This window comes from Ruegeria sp. YTSC230 (genome assembly GCF_059609665.1).
This window is the reverse complement of sequence record NZ_JBXWMC010000005.1, coordinates 152,156-168,205: the sequence shown is the minus strand read 5'-3', so window position 1 is coordinate 168,205 and position 16,050 is coordinate 152,156. Positions and strand designations below refer to the sequence as shown.

General features: G+C 55.5%; 16 protein-coding genes and 1 tRNA gene. 11 read left to right on the top strand and 6 right to left on the bottom strand.

The features are described 5' to 3' along the window. Positions 1-337: 337 nt before the first annotated feature. The gene (locus tag AC2FD9_RS11795) at positions 338-589 is read left to right on the top strand and encodes an SH3 domain-containing protein (RefSeq protein ID WP_282152170.1); all 252 of its coding nucleotides are present in this window, start codon (positions 338-340) and stop codon (positions 587-589) included. A gap of 116 nt (positions 590-705) precedes the next feature. On the opposite strand, the gene AC2FD9_RS11790 is transcribed toward AC2FD9_RS11795, so the two are convergent. Then, a complete protein-coding gene (locus AC2FD9_RS11790) occupies positions 706-1,002 on the bottom strand; it encodes a YciI family protein (RefSeq protein ID WP_282169515.1) in 297 nt (98 codons plus the stop codon). Between the two features lie 87 nt (positions 1,003-1,089). Here AC2FD9_RS11790 and AC2FD9_RS11785 point away from each other — a divergent pair, with 87 nt between their 5' ends. Beyond that, positions 1,090-1,974 (top strand): LysR family transcriptional regulator, encoded by an 885-nt coding sequence (locus AC2FD9_RS11785; RefSeq protein ID WP_496836995.1) that lies wholly within the window; start codon positions 1,090-1,092, stop codon positions 1,972-1,974. Between the two features lie 226 nt (positions 1,975-2,200). On the opposite strand, the gene AC2FD9_RS11780 is transcribed toward AC2FD9_RS11785, so the two are convergent. Both AC2FD9_RS11780 and AC2FD9_RS11775 read right to left on the bottom strand, forming a co-directional pair. Then, positions 2,201-2,277: transfer RNA gene (locus AC2FD9_RS11780), tRNA-Pro, on the bottom strand. Positions 2,278-2,371: 94 nt separating this feature from the next. Continuing rightward, positions 2,372-3,487 (bottom strand): THUMP domain-containing class I SAM-dependent RNA methyltransferase, encoded by a 1,116-nt coding sequence (locus AC2FD9_RS11775; protein ID WP_496836993.1) that lies wholly within the window; start codon positions 3,485-3,487, stop codon positions 2,372-2,374. Between the two features lie 288 nt (positions 3,488-3,775). Here AC2FD9_RS11775 and AC2FD9_RS11770 point away from each other — a divergent pair, with 288 nt between their 5' ends. From AC2FD9_RS11770 to nqrF, 6 genes are read left to right on the top strand one after another with little or no spacing between them, the layout of a single operon-like run. After that, entirely contained in the window at positions 3,776-5,119 is a 1,344-nt protein-coding gene (locus AC2FD9_RS11770; RefSeq protein ID WP_058277239.1) for a Na(+)-translocating NADH-quinone reductase subunit A, read from the top strand. A gap of 5 nt (positions 5,120-5,124) precedes the next feature. After that, positions 5,125-6,333 carry an NADH:ubiquinone reductase (Na(+)-transporting) subunit B gene (locus AC2FD9_RS11765; RefSeq protein WP_109311030.1) on the top strand — a complete coding sequence of 403 codons (1,209 nt, stop codon included), beginning with the start codon at positions 5,125-5,127 and terminating at the stop codon, positions 6,331-6,333. Next, positions 6,326-7,141, top strand: coding sequence for a Na(+)-translocating NADH-quinone reductase subunit C (locus tag AC2FD9_RS11760; protein ID WP_496734630.1), 816 nt, complete (start codon positions 6,326-6,328; stop codon positions 7,139-7,141). The genes AC2FD9_RS11765 and AC2FD9_RS11760 overlap by 8 nt, the downstream gene beginning before the upstream one ends. After that, positions 7,141-7,794: an NADH:ubiquinone reductase (Na(+)-transporting) subunit D gene (locus tag AC2FD9_RS11755; protein ID WP_058272101.1), complete on the top strand. Its 654-nt coding sequence runs from the start codon at positions 7,141-7,143 to the stop codon at positions 7,792-7,794. Before AC2FD9_RS11760 ends, AC2FD9_RS11755 begins: the two co-directional genes overlap by 1 nt. Then, positions 7,794-8,402: an NADH:ubiquinone reductase (Na(+)-transporting) subunit E gene (gene nqrE / locus AC2FD9_RS11750; RefSeq protein ID WP_496734628.1), complete on the top strand. Its 609-nt coding sequence runs from the start codon at positions 7,794-7,796 to the stop codon at positions 8,400-8,402. Before AC2FD9_RS11755 ends, nqrE begins: the two co-directional genes overlap by 1 nt. Positions 8,403-8,412: 10 nt before the next feature. Further along, complete coding sequence (nqrF, locus tag AC2FD9_RS11745; protein WP_058277141.1) at positions 8,413-9,636, top strand: NADH:ubiquinone reductase (Na(+)-transporting) subunit F; 1,224 nt, start codon at positions 8,413-8,415, stop codon at positions 9,634-9,636. Positions 9,637-9,680: 44 nt separating this feature from the next. Here the strand turns inward: nqrF and tviB are convergent, their stop codons facing one another. The 3 genes from tviB to AC2FD9_RS11730 form a co-directional block, all read right to left on the bottom strand. After that, entirely contained in the window at positions 9,681-10,964 is a 1,284-nt protein-coding gene (gene tviB / locus AC2FD9_RS11740) for a Vi polysaccharide biosynthesis UDP-N-acetylglucosamine C-6 dehydrogenase TviB (RefSeq protein ID WP_496836989.1), read from the bottom strand. Positions 10,965-10,976: 12 nt separating this feature from the next. Then, positions 10,977-11,990 (bottom strand): NAD-dependent epimerase/dehydratase family protein, encoded by a 1,014-nt coding sequence (locus AC2FD9_RS11735; protein WP_496697829.1) that lies wholly within the window; start codon positions 11,988-11,990, stop codon positions 10,977-10,979. A gap of 83 nt (positions 11,991-12,073) precedes the next feature. Further along, positions 12,074-12,598, bottom strand: coding sequence for a CBS domain-containing protein (locus tag AC2FD9_RS11730; protein WP_058277144.1), 525 nt, complete (start codon positions 12,596-12,598; stop codon positions 12,074-12,076). A 374-nt stretch (positions 12,599-12,972) separates the two neighbouring features. Here AC2FD9_RS11730 and AC2FD9_RS11725 point away from each other — a divergent pair, with 374 nt between their 5' ends. From AC2FD9_RS11725 to AC2FD9_RS11715, 3 genes are all read left to right on the top strand, one after another. Beyond that, on the top strand, positions 12,973-13,998 hold the full coding sequence (locus AC2FD9_RS11725; RefSeq protein WP_496836987.1) for an FAD:protein FMN transferase: 1,026 nt from the start codon (positions 12,973-12,975) through the stop codon (positions 13,996-13,998). 15 nt (positions 13,999-14,013) lie between these two features. Further along, positions 14,014-14,250 (top strand): (Na+)-NQR maturation NqrM, encoded by a 237-nt coding sequence (gene nqrM, locus AC2FD9_RS11720; protein WP_058272093.1) that lies wholly within the window; start codon positions 14,014-14,016, stop codon positions 14,248-14,250. Between the two features lie 75 nt (positions 14,251-14,325). Further along, positions 14,326-15,969: a sulfatase-like hydrolase/transferase gene (locus tag AC2FD9_RS11715; RefSeq protein ID WP_496836985.1), complete on the top strand. Its 1,644-nt coding sequence runs from the start codon at positions 14,326-14,328 to the stop codon at positions 15,967-15,969. Positions 15,970-16,050: the final 81 nt, after the last annotated feature.

The window sequence follows — 16,050 nt, the reverse complement described above, 5'->3', positions numbered from 1 at the left end:
GATACCCCCAATGTAGGTGAGGACCTGCGTCAGCCATGCATTCGGACGCTGCGCGTCCGGCGAGCGGATGAGGACAACCCATACAGGTTTTGAACCAACGCAGCCGAAGGCCAAGTGCCGGGAGAACATCCGTAAACCAAACTTCCGTTTTGCCCTTACGACGCGCTATTTCAGGCTGAGCACACTTTGGATGCCGGTCGGCGTCCTAAAGTTATTGCTTGGAATCGTTCCGCTCGTCGATCCGGTTCGTTAAGATGATGTCCGAGGCAACAAGCAGGAAAAACCGATGCGCAACGCAATTTTCTTTCACCTGGCAGTATTTGTTCTGGGGATTTTTATGACCACTGAGGCTGCAAAAGCGGCCTCACTTGGACGATACGAGGTTTTTGGTGTCGAAGAGGGTGACATGCTGAAAATGCGTGCTGGGCCGGGAACAGGGTATATCGTTATCGTTGGGCTTCCAAATGGAACCGCCCTGCGAGTTCACAGTTGCGAACAAACTGGTGGCACTCGTTGGTGCCGTGTGTCGCTTGATCGCGCGCGTCAGCTCAAGGGATATGTGTCCTGGGCCTATTTGCGAAAATTATGATGTGACAATTCCGGGGGCCACCGTTCGTGCAGCGCCGAGAAAGGTCGATAAAATCCATCTTTGCTGTTGGGCTATTCGGCGACTGTTCTTCTTGGTCGCCGAAAGCAATACAGTTTCTAGATTAGTCGCGACCCTGCCGAAAAAACCAGCCTCCAGGGGATTATTGAGTATGACGCACGTAAACCTGTCTCCCAGAAAGGATCTTCTCTGATCAGACTTTCTGCGTCTTCTATTAAGTCCACATCGACCAGCCAAAGCCCATCGCGCCCTTGTCTTTCGGGATCTGACAACGGACCGGCCGCTTCAATCTTACTTGCGTGACGTTCAAGGAAACTTAGATGCTGCGCCATATGGTTTTTACGGATGTCAGGGTCGGCCTGCGGTGCATCTTCGAAGAGAATGATGAAATTCATAAGCTGTTCTCCTATTTGGAACACCATCATCTATGCACAGCATTTTCGCCGATTGAATTGGATAATCTGCCAGTCTAGTCTGCAGAAATGCAGAGCACAAACTGGGATGATCTCAGATATTTCCTGGCCCTGTTTCGCGGCGGCAAGCTAAAAGCCGCCGCACAGGCGACCGGGGTGAACGAAACAACAGTGGCACGCAGGGTCAAGGCGCTTGAATCTGATCTTGGCCTATCCCTGTTTCTAAGCAGCGCTGCGGGACGATATGAACCCACCGATGCTGCCTTGGACATTCTCAGCTACGTTGAAACCATGGAGTCCGCGAACCGGGCGCTGCAATTACGTGCAGACAGGACGGCAGATCACGTGTCAGGAGTCGTTCGGATCACCTCTGTGCCGATCATCATCAATCGCGTTCTCGTACCCCAAATTGACGTGATTGCCGGGTTGCACCCTCAATTGACGATCGAGCTGTTTCCAAGCTCGGACAATCTGGACCTTTCTAGGCGTGAGGCTGATCTGGCCCTGCGGTTTGCCCGCCCATACGAAGGTGGCTTTCGCATTAAAGCCCAGAAACTGGGTGAGCTGCAATTTGGCGTATATGTAGATCGAAAGATCTCAGCAGATGACGCGGAAAATCTCGGCTGGATCACCTATGATGATGCCAACGCCAGCTTGCCGCAGGCCAAATGGCTTGAGAAAACGATCTCTGCTTCAAGCACGCGGCGTGCCAATATCCGGGTGGCGGACGTCGAAACCGCACTGGAAGCGACGGCAAACGGTCTAGGGAAAACACTGCTGCCATCGTTAATCGCAGATGGCGACAAAAGGCTCCGCGCCCTCTTACTTGATGATCAGACAAATCCGGTCGCCCGCGATGTATGGCTGTTGTCACATGTCGACCAAACTGGGCGAGCGTCTATTTTGGCCGCAAAAAAGTGGTTGGTAGACATCAAATGGTCCGGTCTGGATTGAAAGCTCCGGAACCTTTCTACCATCCGCTTTGCGGCTAGTTCCAAGGTGGCATTGGATCGCGTCTCGGCTTTGGTGAAAGCTTTGGAATGCGACGCCGCGTACCTTATAGCCCCGAGCACCTTCATAAAGCTGCCAATGCGTTAGGGTTCGACTAATGCTCAGGTTCAGCGAACTTTGGATCACTGTCCTGAAAACAACAAAGGCGCCCTTGGGCGCCTTGTTTTATTGGTCGGAGTGAGAGGATTCGAACCTCCGACCCCTGCCTCCCGAAGACAGTGCTCTACCAGGCTGAGCTACACTCCGACCGTGGCGCGTGATCTATACTTGCATTTTTGGATGTGCAAGTGGGTTTCCGTGTCGTTTGTTCGAATTGCCTTCGTCGTTCCCGGGCATCGGATCAGGTCAGAACACCAGTTTGATACAGTCGGATTTTGGTGCCACCGTGGTCCACAATTGGCCCGGGGGGCAACAGCGGCAGGCGGGTGGATCGGGCCAGGCCTGCGTTGCTGGTCACGATACCGATACGCCAGCCCTTGAACTTGGTTTGCAGTACCTTGCCCAAGCTGCCGTAAACGGATCGCAGGCGTTTTTCATCCCCGATCCGGGCACCATAGGGTGGGTTGACAATAACAAGACCTGCGGCATCCGACGGGGGTTTTATGTCGCTGACCGAGCGCGCCTGAAAAATGGTGAAATCGGCAACGCCGGCCCGGTCAGCGTTTTTGGTCGAGGCCTCAATCGCTCCGCTATTGCGGTCTGAGCCATGAAAAACGACGTCCGGTTTGGCCAAAGGTTGTTGCTGGCGCATCGAGGACCAGGCGTTGGGGTCAAAACTTGGCAGATTTTCAAAGGCAAAGCTGCGAGAACGGCCAGGGCGCAGCCCCAGCGCGATTTCGGCGGCTTCAATAACAAAGGTACCTGAGCCGCACATCGGGTCCAGAACTGGCTCGGACCCATCAAATCCACACTCCCGGAGGAACATTGCCGCCATCGTTTCACGCATCGGGGCTTTGGCGACAGCCGGTTTGTGGCCGCGTTTGTGCAAAGGCTCGCCGGAACTGTCGATCGAAAATGTGCACAGGTCCTTTTCGATGCGCAGCAGGACGCGCACGGCCGCATTGGGCGAAACCGGTGCGCCCAGAGTTTCCGTAATTGCCACTTCGATACGTTGCCGGGCGGCCCCTGCATGGTAGATTCGGGATTTTCGACTTGTCGCTTCGACTTTGACGGGCACATCGGGGCGCAAAAATTCGGCCCAGGGAAATTTTCGGGCCCGTTTATCCAGTTGTGCCAAATGAACTGCGGGAAACCCGCCCAATCGCACCAAAACCTTGTTCGCACCGCGCAGACACAGGTTCGCGCGCCAGACCTCAGGCCAGCTTCCGCGACAGGTGACGCCGCCGGGTACCGGCTTTGTATCTGCGAATCCCTGCTCGACCGCTTCGGCATGCAGCGGGGCTTCAAGGCCGGGCGTTGCCACCAGAAAAATCTCAAAATCGTTGTTTGGTTCCATCCCGGGTGCTTACACCGGAAGTGTTGCGGGTGCGATATGCAATTTCAACAGGTTCAAAAGGCAGCCCTTCAAGTTAATTTGACAAAATATCGGCAATTTAGGCAGCAACGGGTTTGCGTTTGGCAACATCCCCGCGTAAAGGGACCGTGATCAAAACGAAGCTTGGAATGAAAACAGGTGCTATGCGCCTTTTTTGCTCTCAGGCTCCCACATACAGATCGTTTTGTGCCACTATGCAGTGGTGGGAACGATGTGTTGCAGGAAAGAGGCTTGGAAGACAGTAGCGACATGCAAACTTTCAAACTGAAAAAAGGGTTGGAGCTGCCGGTGCAAGGCGCGCCAGAGCAGACGATCCAACCGGGTCCTGAATTCAGGTCTGTCGGGGTTTTGGGGGCTGATTATCTGGGCCTGAAACCGCGCATGCTGGTTCAAGAGGGTGAAGAGGTTCAGCGGGGCACACCGTTGTTTTGCCACAAGGACGTGCCCGAGGCGATGATGGTCGCTCCGCTCAGCGGCAAGATCGTGGCCATCAACCGTGGTGCGCGTCGGGTGTTGCAGAGCGTCGTAATCGAAGTCTCGGACGTCAACGACACAGGTCTGGATTTCTCGGCTGTGGGCAACGCCGATACCGCCGAGGGCGTGACCGAACGTCTATGTGCGGCTGGCCTGTGGACTGCTTTTCGCACGCGGCCCTATTCCAAGATGCCCGCACCGGGTACCAAGCCCACGGCAATTTTCGTGACCGCGATGGATAGTGAGCCTCTGGCCGCTGATGCGGCGATCATTATCCAGGATGCAGGTGACGCCTTTGCTGTCGGCCTGAGCGCAGTTGCCAAGCTGACCGAGGGCAAGACGTATCTGTGCCAAAATGAGGGCGCAGCCCTGCCGGGCGCCGACGTTCCGGGTGTTGAAACCGCAGCATTTTCCGGACCGCACCCCGCAGGCCTGGCTGGAACCCACATCCACTTCCTTGAGCCGCTGGCCGGCGAAAAGCAGGTTTGGACAATCGGCTATCAGGATGTCATCGCGATTGGCCGCCTGATGCAAACGGGCCATCTGGATCCGAACATCGTGGTTGCCCTTTCAGGCCCCGGCGCGCGTCAACCCCGCCTGATCCGCACTGTCATGGGGGCATCGACCGATGATCTTACCCGTGACGAAATCAATGTGGACGGCACGGCCCGTGTGATCTCGGGCTCGATCCTGTCGGGCCGTCATGCAGAGGGGCCACAAGCCTACCTGGGCCGTTTCGCGCGTCAGATCAGCATCATCCGCGAAGACCATGATCAGCATACGTTGGGCTGGATTCTTCCGATGCCGTCGAAATACGCGGTTCAGCCGGTTCTTGGCTCGGCCTTTGCCAAGAAGCTGTTTGCATTCACGTCAAATCTGAATGGTGGACGCCGTGCGATGGTTCCGACCGGTACATTCGAACAGTTGATGCCGCAGGACTATTTGCCGACGCAATTGCTACGCGCTTTGCTGGTAATGGACACCGATACTGCACAGGCGCTAGGTGCGCTCGAGTTGGACGAAGAGGATCTTGGCCTTATCGGCTTTGCCTGTCCGGCGAAATATGAATATGGGCTGGCGCTGCGCGACTGCCTGACAAAGATTGAAAAGGAGGGCTGATCCGAATGGGTTTGCGCAACTTCTTTGACCGGATCGAGCCGAACTTTACCAAAGGCGGCAAGTACGAGAAGTATTTCCCCATCTACGAGATGGTCGAAAGCTTCATCTACACTCCGAAAACCGTAACCTCCGTTGCACCCCATGCGCGGTCCTACGTGGATATGAAGCGGATCATGACCTATGTCGTGATCGCCACGATCCCCTGTATCCTGTGGGGAATGTACAATACCGGCTTTCAGGCAAACTCGGCCATTGCCGCGCTTGGACCCGATTCAGCCACTGGCTGGCGGATCGCCATCCTGCAGATGTTCGGTATCTCGCTGAACCCCGCCAGCATCTTTGCCAATGTGATGCACGGGATGATGTATTTCCTGCCGATTTACATCGTCACTCTGGTTGCAGGCGGTATCTTCGAGGTCATCTTTGCGACTGTTCGCGGCCATGAAGTGAACGAGGGTTTCCTTGTAACTTCCATGCTTTACACGCTAATCTTGCCCGCATCTACGCCACTTTGGCAGGTTGCGTTGGGCATCATCTTCGGGGTGGTGATCGGTAAAGAAGTCTTTGGCGGCACTGGCAAGAACTTCCTGAACCCAGCACTTGTTGGTCGTGCGTTCCTGTACTTTGCCTACCCGGCGAACATGTCGGGTGACACGGTCTGGACGCCGGTTGATGGCTTTTCAGGCGCGACGGCGCTGTCAGTATCCGCATCGGAAGGATATCAGGCGTTGGCCACTGAGGGGCTGACATGGTGGAATGCGTTTCTGGGTCAGATGCAGGGCAGCTTTGGTGAGACATCAACGCTGGCCTGTATGATCGGCCTGGCATTCCTGCTGACGACCCGCATCGCCAATTTCCGACTGATTGTCGGCTGTCTGGCTGGGACCATAGGTCTGACGCTGCTGTTCAACCTCATTGGGTCGGATACCAACCCGATGTTCGCGATGCCATGGTACTGGCACGTCGTCGTCGGCGGTTACGCTTTCGGTCTGGCTTTCATGGTGACCGAGCCCGTTTCAGCCAGCCATACCAACATGGGCCGTTATATCTACGGTGCTCTGATCGGTATCATGGTTGTGTTGATCCGTGTGGTGAACCCCGCTTTCCCCGAAGGCATGATGCTGGCAATCCTGTTCGGTAACGTCTTTGCACCGCTGATCGACTACTTCGTCGTTCAGGCAAACATCAAACGGAGGGCGCGTCGCCATGTCTGATACGCAATCCCCAGAACCCAAGGGCGCGATTGCCAAGTTTCTGGCGGCCTCGCCGGACTCGGTCGGTAAAACGATCTTTATCGCCGTCGCCGTCTGTCTGGTGGCCTCGATGGTTGTGTCCGCCGCAGCCGTTAGCTTGCGCCCTGTGCAGGAAGCCAACGCGCTGAAGGACAAGCAGATCAACGTTCTGCAGGTTGCTGGTGTTTACGAACCCGGCACCGACGTGTCTGAGGCGTTCGCCGCATTCGAGCCGCACGTTGTTGAACTTTCGACAGGTGAGTTCGTCGACGACCGGTTCGATCCCGCAACATTCGACGATCTGGCCGCCGCAAGCGATCCAGAGCTGAGCGTCGCGCTGGACGATGACCCGGCTGGTATCGGTCGCAAGGCGTTGTACCGTGTTGTCTACCTGCTGCGCGACGAATCCGGCGAGTTGGACAAGGTGATCCTGCCGCTGCACGGCTATGGTCTTTGGTCGACGCTTTATGGCTTTATCGCGCTGGAAAACAACGGCAACGATATCTACGGCCTTCAATTCTATCAGCACGGCGAAACCCCCGGTCTTGGCGCCGAGGTGGACAATCCGCGTTGGAAAGCGTTGTGGAACGGCAAGAAGCTGCGGGACGATGCAGGTGATCTGCAGATCACAGTATCCAAGTCGCAACCTGCCGCTGGCCCCGACTTTTATGTAGATGCGCTGGCCGGTGCCACGCTGACCTCGGTTGGTGTTGATAACCTGGTGAAATTCTGGATGGGTGATGCGGGCTTCGCTCCGTTCCTGGCCAAACTGCAAGCAGGAGAGTTCTGATGTCCCAGACCAAGAGAGAGATGCTGGTCGACCCGCTTGTCGACAACAACCCGATCACACTGCAGGTGCTGGGTATCTGTTCGGCGCTGGCGGTGACCTCTTCGCTGCAGGTGTCCTTCGTGATGGCGCTGGCGGTTACCTTCGTGACCTCGTTCTCGTCCTTCTTCATCTCATGCCTGCGCAACCAGATCCCGGGTTCGATCCGGATCATCGTACAGATGGTGATCATCGCCTCGCTGGTGATCCTGGTGGATCAGGTTCTCAAGGCTTACGCCTTTGAGATTTCCAAAACCTTGTCGGTTTTTGTCGGCCTGATCATCACCAACTGTATCGTGATGGGCCGCGCCGAAGCATTTGCGATGAAGAACCCGCCCGTCGCGTCCTTCATTGACGGCTTGGGCAACGGAATGGGCTACGGTCTGATCCTGCTGCTTGTTGGCTTCATTCGCGAACTGTTCGGCAACGGATCGCTGTTTGGCGTTACCATTCTGGAAACCGTGAACAATGGTGGCTGGTACGTGCCCAACGGCATGCTGCTGCTGCCGCCGTCCGCGTTCTTTATCATCGGCTTGATCATCTGGGCCTTCCGCACATGGAAGCCGAACCAGGTCGAAGAGCGTGAATACAAAATTCAGCAGGTAGAGGCCCACTGATGGAAGGTCTGATTTCACTGGCCGTGAAGGCCATCTTTGTTGAAAACCTCGCGCTCAGCTTCTTCCTCGGGATGTGTACATTCATCGCCGTATCCAAGAAGATCTCGACCGCGCTGGGTCTGGGCATCTCGGTCATGGTCGTTCAGGCGATCACCGTTCCCACGAACAACCTGCTGCTCAGTTATCTGCTGAAGCCCGGTGCGTTGGCTTGGGCGGGTTTCCCTGATGTGGACCTGACCTTCCTTGGTCTGATCTCCTACATTGGCGTGATCGCGGCGATGGTGCAGATCCTTGAGATGGTTCTGGATAAGTACTTCCCGCCGCTCTACAACGCGCTGGGGATCTTCCTGCCGCTTATCACAGTGAACTGCGCCATTCTGGGGGGATCGCTGTTTATGGTCGAGCGTGACTATAGCTTTGCCGAAGCAGCCACTTATGGTGTGTCTTCGGGCTTTGGCTGGGCACTGGCGATCACCGCTATGGCGGGCGTTCGTGAAAAGCTGAAGTACTCGGATATTCCGGATGGCTTGCAGGGCCTTGGCATCACTTTCATCACCGCGGGACTGATGGCGATGGCCTTCATGTCTTTCTCGGGCGTGAAGCTGTAAGGAGGGACGAATGGAAACTTTTAGCCTAGGCGTCGTCCTTTTCACCCTGATCGTTGTCGCTTTGGTGGCCCTCATCATGGCCGCCCGTTCGAAACTGGTATCGACTGGCGATGTGAACATCACAATCAACGGCGAAAAAACCATTTCCGTTCCCGCAGGTGGCAAATTGCTGCAGACACTGGCGGCCGAAAAGCTGTTTGTGCCTTCTGCCTGCGGCGGTGGTGGCACCTGTGCGCAGTGCCGCGTGCGTGTTCATTCAGGTGGCGGTTCGATCCTGCCGACTGAAGAAAGCCATATCACCAAGCGCGAAGCGTCTTGCGGCGACCGCCTGTCCTGTCAGGTTGCGGTCAAGCAGGACATGAACATCGAAGTTCCCGAAGAGGTCTTTGGCGTTAAGAAATGGGAATGCACGGTTCGCTCGAACGAAAACGTGGCGACCTTCATCAAGGCGCTGACCCTGGATTTGCCCGAGGGCGAGGACGTGAATTTCCGCGCTGGCGGATACATCCAAATCGAAGCCCCTGCGCATGCGTTGAAATACACTGATTTCGACGTGGAAGAGGAATACCGCGAAGATTGGGACCGCTTCAATCTGTGGCAGTATGAATCGGTTGTGAACGAACCGATCGAGCGCGCGTATTCAATGGCCAACTACCCGGACGAAAAAGGCATGATCATGCTGAACGTCCGCGTTGCCTCGCCACCTCCCGGTTCCGAAGGTATACCAGCCGGTCAGATGTCGTCTTACATCTTCAACCTGAAACCGGGTGACAAGGTCACCATCTCGGGCCCGTTTGGCGAATTCTTTGCCCGCGACACCCAGAAAGAGATGGTCTTTATCGGCGGTGGCGCCGGTATGGCGCCCATGCGCAGCCACATCTTCGACCAGCTCAAGCGTCTGGAAAATCGCGACCGCAAAATCAGCTTCTGGTACGGCGCACGGTCTAAGAAAGAGATGTTCTTTGTCGAGGATTTCGACACTCTGGCCGAGGAATTCGACAATTTCGAATGGCATGTTGCCCTGTCGGATGCGCAGCCAGAGGACGATTGGAAAGGCTACACCGGCTTCATCCACAACGTTCTTTTCGAAGAGTATCTCAAGAACCACCCTGCGCCTGAGGACTGTGAGTTCTATATGTGTGGCCCACCAATCATGAACCAGTCGGTCATCAACATGCTGCTGGATTTGGGCGTGGACCGCGAAGACATCATGCTCGACGATTTCGGCGGGTAAGAAATAAAGAACCGGCGCTCATACGCGCCGGTTTTCTTTTGTGCTCAAAGGCGAAGGTCGCTGGCCTCTATCGGCAGGACCGACTTGACGTCGAAGACCACGCTTGTGTCTTTTCCGAACGCTCTGATTTGCGCGGGCTCTACATCCAAAAACTCTCGATGTGCGACGGCCAAAACGACGCCGTCATAGGCGTGTTCCTTAGGGGTGTCGACCAGGGAAATGCCATACTCGACCTGTGCTTCGGAGGCATCGGCGTGCGGGTCATGCACATCTACCTCAATACCGTAATCCTTCAGCTCGTTTATGATGTCGGAGACCTTTGTGTTGCGCAGATCCGGGCAGTTTTCCTTGAATGTCAGCCCCATGACCAACACGCGCGCCGATCCCACGTCAATCCCGACGCGGGTCATCCGCTTTACCAGTTGCGACACGACATAGCCGCCCATGCTGTCGTTCAGGCGTCGCCCGGCCAGAATGATCTGTGGATGATGGCCGACCGCTTCTGCCTTGTGTGTCAGGTAATAGGGGTCTACGCCGATGCAGTGACCGCCGACCAGGCCAGGACGGAAGGGCAAAAAATTCCACTTGGTGCCGGCTGCGCGCAAAACGGCATCGGTATCAATGCCCAGGCGTCCAAAAATCATCGCCAATTCATTGACCAGCGCGATGTTCAGGTCGCGTTGAGTGTTTTCGATAACTTTCGCGGCTTCGGCTACGCGGATGCTTTCCGCTTTGTGTGTACCTGCTGCGATAATCCGGCCATAAAGCGCATCTACCAAATCGGCAACTTCGTGTGTCGAGCCCGAGGTGACCTTGCAAATGTCCGAGATGCGATGGGCCTTATCACCGGGATTGATCCGTTCCGGGCTGTATCCGACAAAGAAATCCCTGTTGAATTTAAGACCGGAGACCCGTTCGAGCACTGGCACACAGTCTTCCTCGGTCGCGCCGGGATAGACCGTGGACTCGTAGATCACCAGGTCACCTTTTTTCAGAATGTGTCCGACCGTCTCGGACGCACTCAGCAAGGGCGACAAATCCGGTTGTTTGCCCGCCGTGATTGGCGTTGGAACCGTAACGATAAAGGTATCACATCCCGCCAGATCGGAAGTTTCCGAAGTAAAGGTCAAACCTGTCGCAGCGCCCAGATCATTGGGGTCAACTTCCTGAGTGCTATCCTGCCCCGCGCGCAACGCGTCAATGCGTTTGGCATTGATATCAAACCCAATGACCGGGCCCACCCCGGCAAACGCCACTGCCAGTGGCAGGCCGACATAACCCAGGCCAATGACGGCAATTTTGCGGGAATTGGGGTCTGTTTCGAGCATGCGGCACTCAGTTCATTTTTCGTGATATTCGCGGAACCATTCCACGAACTGGGCAATCCCGACCTTGAAATCGGTTTGTGGGCGATACCCGGTTAATCGCTGCAACAGATCGGTATCGGCCCAAGTGGCCGGGACATCGCCCATCTGTATTGGCATATAGTTTCTGATTGCTTTCTTGCCGACAGCTTCTTCGATCGCCTCGACGAAATCCAACAGGCGCACTTTGTCGCCATTTCCGATATTGACCACGCGCCAGGGCGCTACGGGCGAAAGGCTGTCGCCTTCTTCGATGTCATCTGCGCTGTCGGGGCGCACGGGCGGGCTGTCAATCAACAGCCGGATTCCGCGGACAAGATCATCCACATTGGTAAAATCGCGATACATGTCGCCATGATTGTAGATATCGATCGGACGGTCATCCAGAATTGCATCCACAAACTTGTAAAGCGCCAAGTCCGGCCGCCCCCAAGTGCCATAAACGGTAAAAAACCGAAACATAGTTGTGGGCAGGTTCCAAAGATGCGCGTAGGAATGGCCCATGGCCTCGTTGGCCTTTTTGGTAGCTGAATAGATGGTCAGAGGCGTGTCGGCCTTTTCGACCTCGGTGAAGGGCATTACCTCATTCGCGCCATAGACCGACGAGGTGGACGCCATCAACAGGTGTTCAACCTTATGTTCGCGGGCAACCTCCATCACGTTGAATGTGCCCACAATATTCGAGTCGATATAGCTGCGCGGATCCTCCAGGCTGTAACGCACGCCTGCCTGACCAGCCAGGTGCACAATCACGTCAGGCTTAAAGTCATCTCCAACCTGTTTGAGTTTTTCGTGATTTTCCAGCAAGTCCTCGGTGACGGAAAACCCAGGGTTTTGCAGCAGCATCTGATGCCGGCGGTTTTTCAACGCGACATCGTAGTAATCGGTCATCCCGTCATAGCCGTGCACCCGGAATCCTTCCGAAAGCAACAGTTTTGCAAGATGGAACCCAATGAATCCCGCTGTACCCGTTACCAGAACGTGCTTCATTTACCCTCGACCTATAACCGAACAAATTTTGGCATCAAGGATACTGTCAGTCAGCCAAGGTCAAGGGATTTCTGCCGGAAGGATCAGCCTACGATCATTTGTTTCATGCGTAACGCTTCATACTCGAGCTCTTTCAGCCGGAAATGAACAACGTCACCGATTGTGACGACGCCGCGCAGTTTGCCGTCGCCAACAACGGGCATGTGGCGAAAACGTCCTTCGGTCATGGTTTTCAGGACATCATTCAACAAATCGTCTGGTGAACATGTCTTGACCTCGCGCGTCATCAGATCCTCGACTGATTGTGGCAAGGTCTGGCCGGGCGTGTCAGCCATGCGCCGGACGATGTCGCGTTCGGACAGAATACCCTGAAGGGTACCGTTCTGGTCGGTCACGACCACGGCACCAATCCGCTTTTCACTGAGGGTATTCACGACCGAATGGATTGTGTCGTTTGGGCGCACCGCAAATACAGCATCCCCTTTACCCGCAAGCAATTTTGCCACCGTCGTCTGCGAGTGCGACAGATTGGATTCAACCGATTGGCTATGCGTGCTTGTATCGGTCTTGTCGCCGCGGGTTGGGGGCTGATATGAGGTTGGGGCCATTGGCAATCTCCTCTTATTTTTGAGATGGCTTCCCTTACACCTTACCGCAGCAATGCGGTCTGTATAGGGTGCAAATGCCCAAACCGGGGAAAACTGCCGCTAAACAAGGATATCCGGCCTTTTGTCTGACTTGTACCTTACCCCGCCCGTCGCAGTGCTGATTTTCTTTGCCGTGGTCGTATGCGGGCATAACTTTAGAATGGCCTGGAAACAGCAGCCGGTTGGCTGGCAAAAAAAAGCCTGGTTGTTCGGTGTGCCGGCCGGCATTGGGCTACTTATGTTAGGCTTCCTGCCGCTAAAGCTGTGAAGTCGGTTTGACTCTGCATGGGGCCGCTGGCATATGCCGGGCACGGTTTTCCTCTGGAGGTCTCTCGATGCGCCTTTTGCCTGTTCTGGCTGTTGCAACACTTGTTTCCGGATGTCTCTTTGACAAAGAACCCGAGGTTGTGCGCCTGTCCGGTGAGACCATGGGTACCACATTCAACATCACCGCTATCGGCACGGATGTGGATGAGACTGCATTGGGCTCTGCCGTGGAAGAGACATTGGCAGACGTGAACGCCAAGATGTCCAACTGGGACCCCAACTCGGAGGTTTCGACATTTTCGGCGTCGTCCAGCACCGAACCCACCGAGGTTTCCGAAGAATTTGCGCTGGTTTTAGGTGCAGCAAATGACGTGCACGAAAAATCGGGCGGCACGTTCGACGTAACGCTTGGCCCGCTGATCGAACTGTGGGGCTTTGGTCCGCGCAAGCCAGAAGATCCGGTGCCATCAGATGCCGAGATACAGGCGGCGTTGGAAAGCGTTGGTCAGGAACGCTTGCTGATGTTGGACAGCGACAACGGAACTTTGGCCAAATCAGATGCTGGTGTGGGCATCAACCTGTCAGCAATCGCCAAAGGATATGGCATCGACGCGGTGGCTGCGACTCTGCGCGACGCTGGGATCGAAAACTATATGGTCGAGATCGGCGGTGATTTGGTCACCATGGGCCAGAACGACAAGGGTGAGGCTTGGCGGATCGGGATCGAAAAGCCCGAAGCAGGGGCCCAAAACCTGCAGTTGGTAGTTGAGCTGGACAACCTCGGTATGGCGACCTCTGGCGACTACAAGAATTTCTTTGAACAGGACGGCGTGCGGTATTCGCATATCATCGATCCAACAACAGGTCGTCCGATCACGCATCGCACGACCTCGGTCACGGTTCTGGCCGAAAATGCGATGATGGCTGATGCCTGGGCGACAGCGATGTTAGCGCTGGGTCAGGATAAGGGCCTGGAGCTGGCAGAAGAACATAAACTTGCCGTGTATTTTATCTCGCGGGATGTGACAGGCGGCGACGATGCCTATATTACGGTTCACAGCACTGCGTTCAAAGACGCACTGGGCACCAACTGACAGGTAGGAACCGGGATGAGCACCTTTATCATAGCGTTTTTTCTGCTTTTGATCATCGTGGTTGGCATGTCGCTGGGCGTCATGCTGATGGGCAAGACGATCAAAGGCAGCTGTGGTGGTCTGAACGCAATCTCGGGCGCGGACAAATGTGTGGTCTGCAAAAAGGATGTCGATCCCAATTCGCCCTTGCGTGATCAGTTGCAATGCAAACGTGCCAAAAAGATGCTTGAGCAGATGGAGCGTCAGGCCTGAACGCAGATTGCGCTTCGCTATAGTGATGGTAATGGCTAAATAGACCCCTGAGGCATCTTGCGGGAGAGCGCGGGTTTGGCCAAAGGCAAAAACATCCTATTTATCATGTTCGATCAGCTGCGCTGGGATTATCTTAGCTGTTACGGGCATCCGCATTTGCACGCCCCGAACATTGACCGGCTGGCTGCTGACGGAGTCCGCTTTGATCGGGCCTACATCCAGTCCCCGATTTGCGGCAGTTCGCGCATGTCGACTTATACCGGCCGCTACGTGCATTCACACGGCGCCTCATGGAATGGCATTCCGCTGAAAGTTGGTGAAATCACGATGGGGGATCACCTGCGCAACGCAAGCATGGACTGCTGGTTGGTCGGCGAGACCCATATGCGCGCAGATGCGGAAGGAATGGAGCGGCTGGGGTTGGAGCCTGACAGTCTGATCGGCGCGCGTGTCGCGGAATGCGGGTTTGATGTATATGAACGCGATGACGGTATGCTGCCTGAAGGACCCGACGGATTTTATGATCCGGATGGCGCACAGGAATACAATAAGCATCTGGCTGCTAAAGGGTATGAGAGTGACAACCCCTGGCACGACTTTGCCAATTCGGGGCTGGATGAGGACGGCAATGTCCTGTTCGGCTGGTTTTTAAAGAACTCAACCGAGGCGGCCAACATAGCGGAAAAGGACAGCGAAACCCCTTATCTGACCGGACGTGGCATCGAATTCATGGACACCCATGATGGCCCGTGGTGCTGTCATCTGAGCTTTATCAAGCCGCATTGGCCATACATCGTGCCGGAACCTTATGCCTCGATATACGGGCCGGAACATGTTCTGCCGGTCGTGCGCTCCGACACGGAACGTCAGAATGCGCATCCGGTGCTCAAGGCATTCATGAATACTAAAGTCGGGCAGACATTCTCGCGGCAGGATGTACGTGATGCGGTGATCCCGGCCTATATGGAGCTGATCAAGCAAGCCGATGACCAGATGGGGCGGCTGTTTGACTGGATGGGGAAAACTGGCCGGATGGAGGACACGATGATCGTGCTGACCTCCGATCACGGCGATTTTCTGGGCGATCACTGGATGGGCGAGAAAACGTTCTTTCAGGACGCATCAACCAAGGTGCCACTGATTATCTATGACGCGTCACCCGAAGCAGACGGAACGCGTGGCACTGTCAGCGATGCACTGGTTGAATCCATCGACCTTGCTCCGACATTTGTGGATGTGGCGGGCGGTGAGATCGCAGGGCATATTCTTGAGGGGCACTCCTTGCTTCCGATCCTGCATGGGCAGCTGAACGAAACACCCCGCCACGCGGTGATTTGTGAGTACGATTACTCTGCATCACCAATTGCAGACATGTTAAATGCCTCTGTCCGGGACGCAGTCATGTTCATGGCAGCCAACAAAAGGTGGAAGCTGATCCACTGCGAAGGCGGTCATCGGTCTATCCTGTTTGATCTGGGGAACAGTGCCGATCACGCCGGTATTGTTGCCACAATGTACGACCACCTGTTCGTTTGGACACGCCGCCAGTCGCAGCGCACGACCCGGTCGGAACAGCAGTTGATTGAGATGCGGAGCAAAAGCCGGGGCAGGGGGATCGTGGTCGGGGTCTATGATGAAAACGATGCGCCGCTGGACCTGACCGTCAAGTATCGCGGTCGCACGGCGCGTCCGTATACGGATTTGATAAACAAGGATTGAGCGGACTGAGTATTAAATCTGCACATCCGCGCACAAAATAAGGTTCAATTGCCCGAGGGCAGGCGATACAAGACCGACCAG